This window comes from Paenibacillus sp. 01T422, assembly GCF_056398785.1.
In genome coordinates this window covers 1-6,051 of sequence record NZ_JBFTQB010000354.1, presented here as the reverse complement: position 1 = coordinate 6,051, position 6,051 = coordinate 1, and the positions used below count along the sequence as shown (strand labels likewise).

The 6,051-nt window shown below is 45.5% G+C and carries 6 protein-coding genes; all 6 read right to left on the bottom strand.

Annotation, left to right across the window (positions count from 1 at the left end; all coding sequences use genetic code 11):
- Window positions 1-729 precede the first annotated feature (729 nt).
- Entirely contained in the window at window positions 730-927 is a 198-nt protein-coding gene (locus tag AC1DUA_RS19680; RefSeq protein ID WP_477501385.1) for a hypothetical protein, read from the bottom strand.
- A gap of 122 nt (window positions 928-1,049) precedes the next feature.
- Window positions 1,050-2,138, bottom strand: a complete 1,089-nt coding sequence (locus tag AC1DUA_RS19675; protein ID WP_477501384.1) for a toxic anion resistance protein — start codon at window positions 2,136-2,138, stop codon at window positions 1,050-1,052.
- Between the two features lie 13 nt (window positions 2,139-2,151).
- Window positions 2,152-2,817, bottom strand: a complete 666-nt coding sequence (locus AC1DUA_RS19670) for a hypothetical protein (RefSeq protein ID WP_477501383.1) — start codon at window positions 2,815-2,817, stop codon at window positions 2,152-2,154.
- 195 nt (window positions 2,818-3,012) lie between these two features.
- Complete coding sequence (gucD, locus tag AC1DUA_RS19665; protein WP_477501382.1) at window positions 3,013-4,470, bottom strand: alpha-ketoglutaric semialdehyde dehydrogenase GucD; 1,458 nt, start codon at window positions 4,468-4,470, stop codon at window positions 3,013-3,015.
- 3 nt (window positions 4,471-4,473) lie between these two features.
- Entirely contained in the window at window positions 4,474-5,475 is a 1,002-nt protein-coding gene (locus AC1DUA_RS19660) for a mannonate dehydratase (RefSeq protein ID WP_477501381.1), read from the bottom strand.
- 13 nt (window positions 5,476-5,488) lie between these two features.
- On the bottom strand, window positions 5,489-6,051 hold a 563-nt coding region (locus AC1DUA_RS19655), incomplete at its 5' end, for a dihydrodipicolinate synthase family protein (RefSeq protein ID WP_477501380.1).

Genomic DNA, 6,051 nt, shown 5'->3' with positions numbered 1-6,051 from the left:
GCGTATCTCCGCTGCACCAATTGAACTGAACTAGTACAACGCCTTTACTACAATTGAACAAGAACTAGCGCAACACATCTGCACCTATTGAACTGAACCAGTGCAACGCCTTTACTACAATCGAACAAGATCTAGCGCAACACATCTGCACCTATTGAACTGAACCAGTGCAACCGCCTCGCTCCCTCAGCTACATTAGCGGGAAAATCTACCGTTATTCTGGGTCGCACAGAGGAAAATAGGAAAATAACTGAAAAAAATCCAGTTATTTCGACGATAGCTACTCCAAAACCCTCAGGTTGGCAAAGTTTAGCAGTAGAAATTCCAGCTAATCGGATAAAAGTGGAGAAAAGGTGGGAAATAGCTGGAGTAATCGGCGCAACACCTCTGCACCTATTGAACATGAACCAGCGCAACCGCCTCGCTCCCTCAACTGCATTAGCGGGAAAATCTACCGTTATTCTGGGTCGCAGAGTGGAAAATAAGCAAATAACTGGATAAAATCCAGTTATTTCGACGATAGCTACTCCAAACCCTCGGGTTGGCAAAGTTTAGCAGTAGAAATTCCAGCTAATCGAGTAAAAGTGGAGCATATGTGGGAAATAGCTGGAGTAATCGGCGTTAAGTAATCCATAGCAACAGCGCCCTCCTCAGAAGTGCTTCACCGCGCTGCTACTATGGTAAGAGAACCCCTACAACACCCCGCTGCTATTGAACGAGATGGAGTCATCACTCCATCCCATCTTTATTATCAGTTTTCCGCCGCTTCATAACGCTATTCACCAAGTTTTGCGTAGCGTCCTGCGTGGAATCTACCACATTCTCAATGGCGTTCTGGACATAATTAGTCGCCGACTGCCCTATGTTATTAAACATACTCGTTTTGTTTTCAACGATGTTCTTCTGTCCTTTTGCATCATCCGGCATCGTACTTACCTCCCATTTCGATTGGTTTGACATTCCGTCTAATTTCCCAATAATGGACGAATCTTATTCACGGTTTTGCAAGTTAAAAAGACTGCCAAGTACGATTGGCAGTCTCGCTCTTTTTATTCTAAAAGTCCGCTAAGCTCAGAGTCTTTCTCTGCACTCGTTTTATTTCCTGGCATTAAGCCAAGTCTCTGGGTCATCTGCTGGCTAATATTCCCGAGTCGTTTCGTGTGCTCCGTAGCTGATTGAATGATTGTCCGATTCGACTGTTCAAATAGATCCAAAGCACTGAAGAGATCATTCATCCCACGCTCGATGGAATCCATTTGTAAACCTGAGTTTCCAAGCAACTCATTCGTTTTCTGCGTCGTTTCTTTCAACAATCGAGAGTTGTCCTCAAACATTTTATTAAGCGTTGCATTCGCCGAATTAACAGCATCTATTGTTTGTATTTGATCCTCGATTGCCATAGAAATCATCGCAGATACCGTAAGCAGATTCTGCGTTTTATCGATTGTCGCATCAACGGCATCAATGAGCTTATCATTATTGTCATTGATGATATCCGTTCCAGCAATCGCCTGCTGATAGAGGATAACCATTTCCTGAAATGACTGTATCCGCGTCACTACTTTACGAAGTCCTCTTTCGAGATGCACTTTACGGCCTTCATTTTCCGGCTTGCTAATCTCCGCTTCGAAAAGCTGTTTTAAGTTCTCGCCCATTGCAATTCGCATTTGAAGATTGTAGACAGATTCTATGGAATTTTTCTTCAATGTTTTCATGTAGGCCATATTTTCTTCAAGTGTTTCCTTGCCATTCCGAAGCGATTGGACGATCGCATTCACGTTGGTTTTCACAGACTGGTACTTGTAAATATAGTTTTTCAGTGGCGTCTTTTTCATAATTTTCTCAAAAAAACCCAACTGCTTACTTTTACTCAAAGAATCAATTTCATGGCGAAGTTTCAAGATATTGTTTTGAACCTCTGAGCGTTTGCCAGACATCAATTCATTGACAGGCCGCTCTAACATGGCCAAAGATTGACCAGCTTGCTCCATAGTTTTGGCGCCCATACGACCGATGGAATCCATCAAGACTTCTAATTCCATATCATCCGTCGTAGATACTTTCTGGAGCATTTGTTTCGCTTCCTGCTCTACTTTCTGTAAATCTGCCGACTTTAATTGCACTAATTGGGTTGTCATAGTTAGTTCCTCCTTATTCTTCAGAACGATAGCGTTGTTGGATGAGTTCCATGCGAGTTTGCAATTCAATGAGATCTTTTTGCTCAATTGTTTCAACATAAGCGGAAAGTTTGGAATTAATATCCTTGATCCCAGTAAGCAGGAGTCGACGATTTAACCGTTTGGCTTCTCCGCCCAACTTAAGAAAGGGATTAATCGCGCCATTCAGGTCCTTGAAGATCAAACGTTGTATGTTATGATTCATGTTTGCATCGTTAAGTTCTTTCAGCTGCGGAATTAACCTGCCAACTCTCGCAAGTAGGCTAAGCGTCTTTTCTACGATTTCATTATCCAGCGTGCTCTTCTGGCCCTCAGAAATCATCGTCTCCTCAATAACATGAATGTACTCAGCTATCGGTCCCCAAAATGGATCACTTTCTCCTTTCAGTTCCATTTCACTGTTGGGTGCCGTACTGCTTGTACGCGGCGCATTGGGCAATGAATCATCGCTAGCAGGATTAGGAACATGTAACCTTTTTACTTCCATGGAATGATTGCGGCTAAGTATGATAAGACTGCCTAATGAAAAAGTAGTTGGCACTAATAAGTTAACTGCGCCAGGCAGAAAGCGGGCAGTTATGAGACTTACGACATACCCCAGAATGGATATGCCTAAAGCGACTTTAAACTTCGATTGCACAGTACATCCCCCTTTATTCACCAAGGTGTAAAATAATCTATAGCACTATTATACATTCAAACTCCAAATTCACACAAAGATCGCTGACATTTCTTGTCGCCTTCGCTTATTTTTCGATATAAAACGCTCATTTTGCAACAAAAAATAGTTGAGCAGGATATTAATCCCACCCAACTATTCACTTTAACTCGTGTATTAGGCTTTAACGAATACAGTTTTAATATCCGTGTAAAATTCAACCGCTGCTTGCCCTTGCTCCCGAGAGCCTGAACTGGACTGCTTCACGCCGCCAAATGGTGCTTGCAGCTCCACACCTGCACTCTCCGCATTAATCCGAACCATGCCAGCATCGATATCATTCATGAACGTCAGCATTGTCGAAATGTCTCGTGTAAAAATCGACGCGCTGAGTCCAAATTTCACGTCATTGGCGATATGAATTGCTTCTTCCAGCGAATCCACCTTAATAAGCGCAAGTACAGGCCCGAAAATCTCTTCTTGCGCGATGGTCATCGAGCTGGAAATGTTTTCGAAAACAGTAGGTTCAACAAAGTAGCCTGCCTCCAGATCCTGCCCTTGACCTTGCCCGCCTCCACATAGCAAACTGCCGCCTTCCTCTAGCCCTTTTGCAATGTAGGAAAGGACTGTGCGGAACTGATTATCGCTCGCAAGAGGACCCATCCATGTTTCAGCCGCTAAGCCTGAGCCTAGACGGATACTCTGAACTTTCTCCAGCAGTTTCATCTTAAAAGCTTCATAAATCTCGCTATGGACGATGACTCGGCTAGTCGCTGTGCATTTCTGCCCAGTCGATTTTAAGCCGCCGCTAATTGTTGCATCAACGGCAAGGTCTAGATCCGCATCCTGTGCTACGATTACCGGGTTCTTTCCTCCCATTTCGAGCTGGTACTTAGCTCCTCTTGCGAGAGCGCTTTGCCCGACTCTTTTACCCACTGCGTTCGAGCCTGTAAATGTAATGCCCTGAATGTCCGGATGGTCGGCCATGGCTTGTCCAATGACGCCGCCGTCACCCGTCACCATATTGATGACACCAGCAGGAAGGCCATCTGCATGGAAACATTCAATGATCAGCGCAGCGGTTACTGCTGTTTCTTGCGCTGGCTTGAATACAACGGTGTTACCGTAGATCAAGGCAGGAGCCATTTTCCAGATAGGAATCGCAACTGGGAAGTTCCAAGGCGTAATGACGCCAACGACCCCAAGCGGCACTCGAGACGTGAACATCAACGCTGCGCTATCCGTTGAAGGGATTACGTCGCCGATACTTCGCATGCCTTCGCCCGCGTAATAGCGCAAAATGGCAACACCACGTGCGGTTTCCCCCTTCGCCTCTGGGAGTGTTTTCCCCATTTCGCGGGTCATCATTTCCGCAATCTCATTCAGACGCTGCTCCACTTGATTGGCGACCTTGAACAAGAACTCACCACGTGCTGGACCTGATAATTTACGCCACCCTTGCTTAGCCTCTCTAGCCGCGCCTACAGCTTCATTCAAATCATCTAGTGTGGATTTCTGAATGTAGCCCACAGTTTCATGGCGGTTAGCCGGGTTAATGCTAGCGTCAACCATGCTGCTTGAACTGGCTTTCCACTCCCCGCCTATATAATTGAGATATGTTTTGGATTCAGCCATTCGTTAATCCCTCCCGCCTCTAAATTCAGTTAACGCCGCGAGCAGCGCTTTCACATAACCGATGGAATAAGCCCAGCCGACCCATCCCATACCGGATTTCGAAGGATTATGCGGTGCACGGTCCATTTCTAGTGAAGTAATGTGATCGGGATTAATGCAACCGTTATAGCCAACCTGATACAAGGCCAATAAAATTTTCGCCATATTCATGTGACCATCGTCTAACAGTGCCTCTTCAAATGCACCAGCCGTCGCCAGACTGCCCCGTATATTGCGGAAATGCACCAAAAATATCCGGTCCTTACGCCCGTATTGATAAATTTCATCCAGAACAAGCGGTGTGCCACCTGCTTCTCCACGAGTGCCCACGCAGTAAACCAATCCAACATTCCTGCTTGGAAAAGTGTCGATCACACGATGAAAACCAAGTCCGCCGAACGGCGTATTATGATGCGGTGTATCGGATGGATGAACAGCCAAATTAACGTTGTATTCTTCCGCCAATGGAACCAATTTACCGAAGACGAGGTCAAAACGCTTCCACCAAGCATTCAATTGTTCCACGGTAGGAGGCTGCTTGTCTGGGTTACGTTGAATGGATTCACCACGTACTAACGCCCCTCCGCGGTGCACAGCTGTGTATTCCTCTGAGAGATAAGGAAAAACATCGCCTGCAAACCGTTGGCGAACAAGAGTGATCCCTGCCTCGCCAAATGCTTTAATGGCATTGCTGACATGCTCCAATTGAATGTCTGAACCAGGTTCCTCTGACATAAAACTGCTTGAAATATCTGGAAGCGTCACACGGTTGATGTCCATCCCATGGGAACGGATTCTTCGTTTTAGCTTAATCAGCTGATCCAGATCTGGGTAACCAAGCTCCTTCACCCCTGGAAAAGAAGAACCCCGCGTAAAATCTATACAATCAACGCCAAGCTGGCACATTTGTTTTAAATCACTATCGGACAGATCACAAGTGGGAACTTGAATCGATACCTTCATCATTAATCATTACCTCCTATATGTTATGGGTAGAAGCGATCAAGTCCATGCTCTTCTTGATAATCGATTCCAACTGTGCATAATGCTCTCGCTCAACTTGTACAAGCGGTGACCGAACTTGCAAGCCAACCGGCAGACCGACGATATCCATCCCAGCTTTGATCAGCGAGACTGCATAGCCTTTGCGAAGTTGCCGAATTCGGTGTATCGGTAAAATCACTTCGCGATAAATCGTTTGCAGCAATTCCTGATTGCCCCCGTTTAGGCTCTCATGATATTTTCGCGAAACCTGCGGGATATAGTTGGAGATTGCCGATGAGTAGGAATGGAAGCCAAGCGCATGATAGGCAGGCATTGTCAGCTCAGCAAGCGGCATCCCGTTCATCCATTGCAGCTTATTCCCAAGAGATTGTACGAATTCGATGTTAAGCTCGAAGTTACCTAACCCGTCCTTGAACCCAATGACATTCGGCAAATTCGCCAATTTTTCAAGTGTATTTAATGTAAATACTGAATTATCACGCTGATAAATAATGACAGGCAATGCCGTACTCTGAGCGATTGTCCGATAATAGTGAT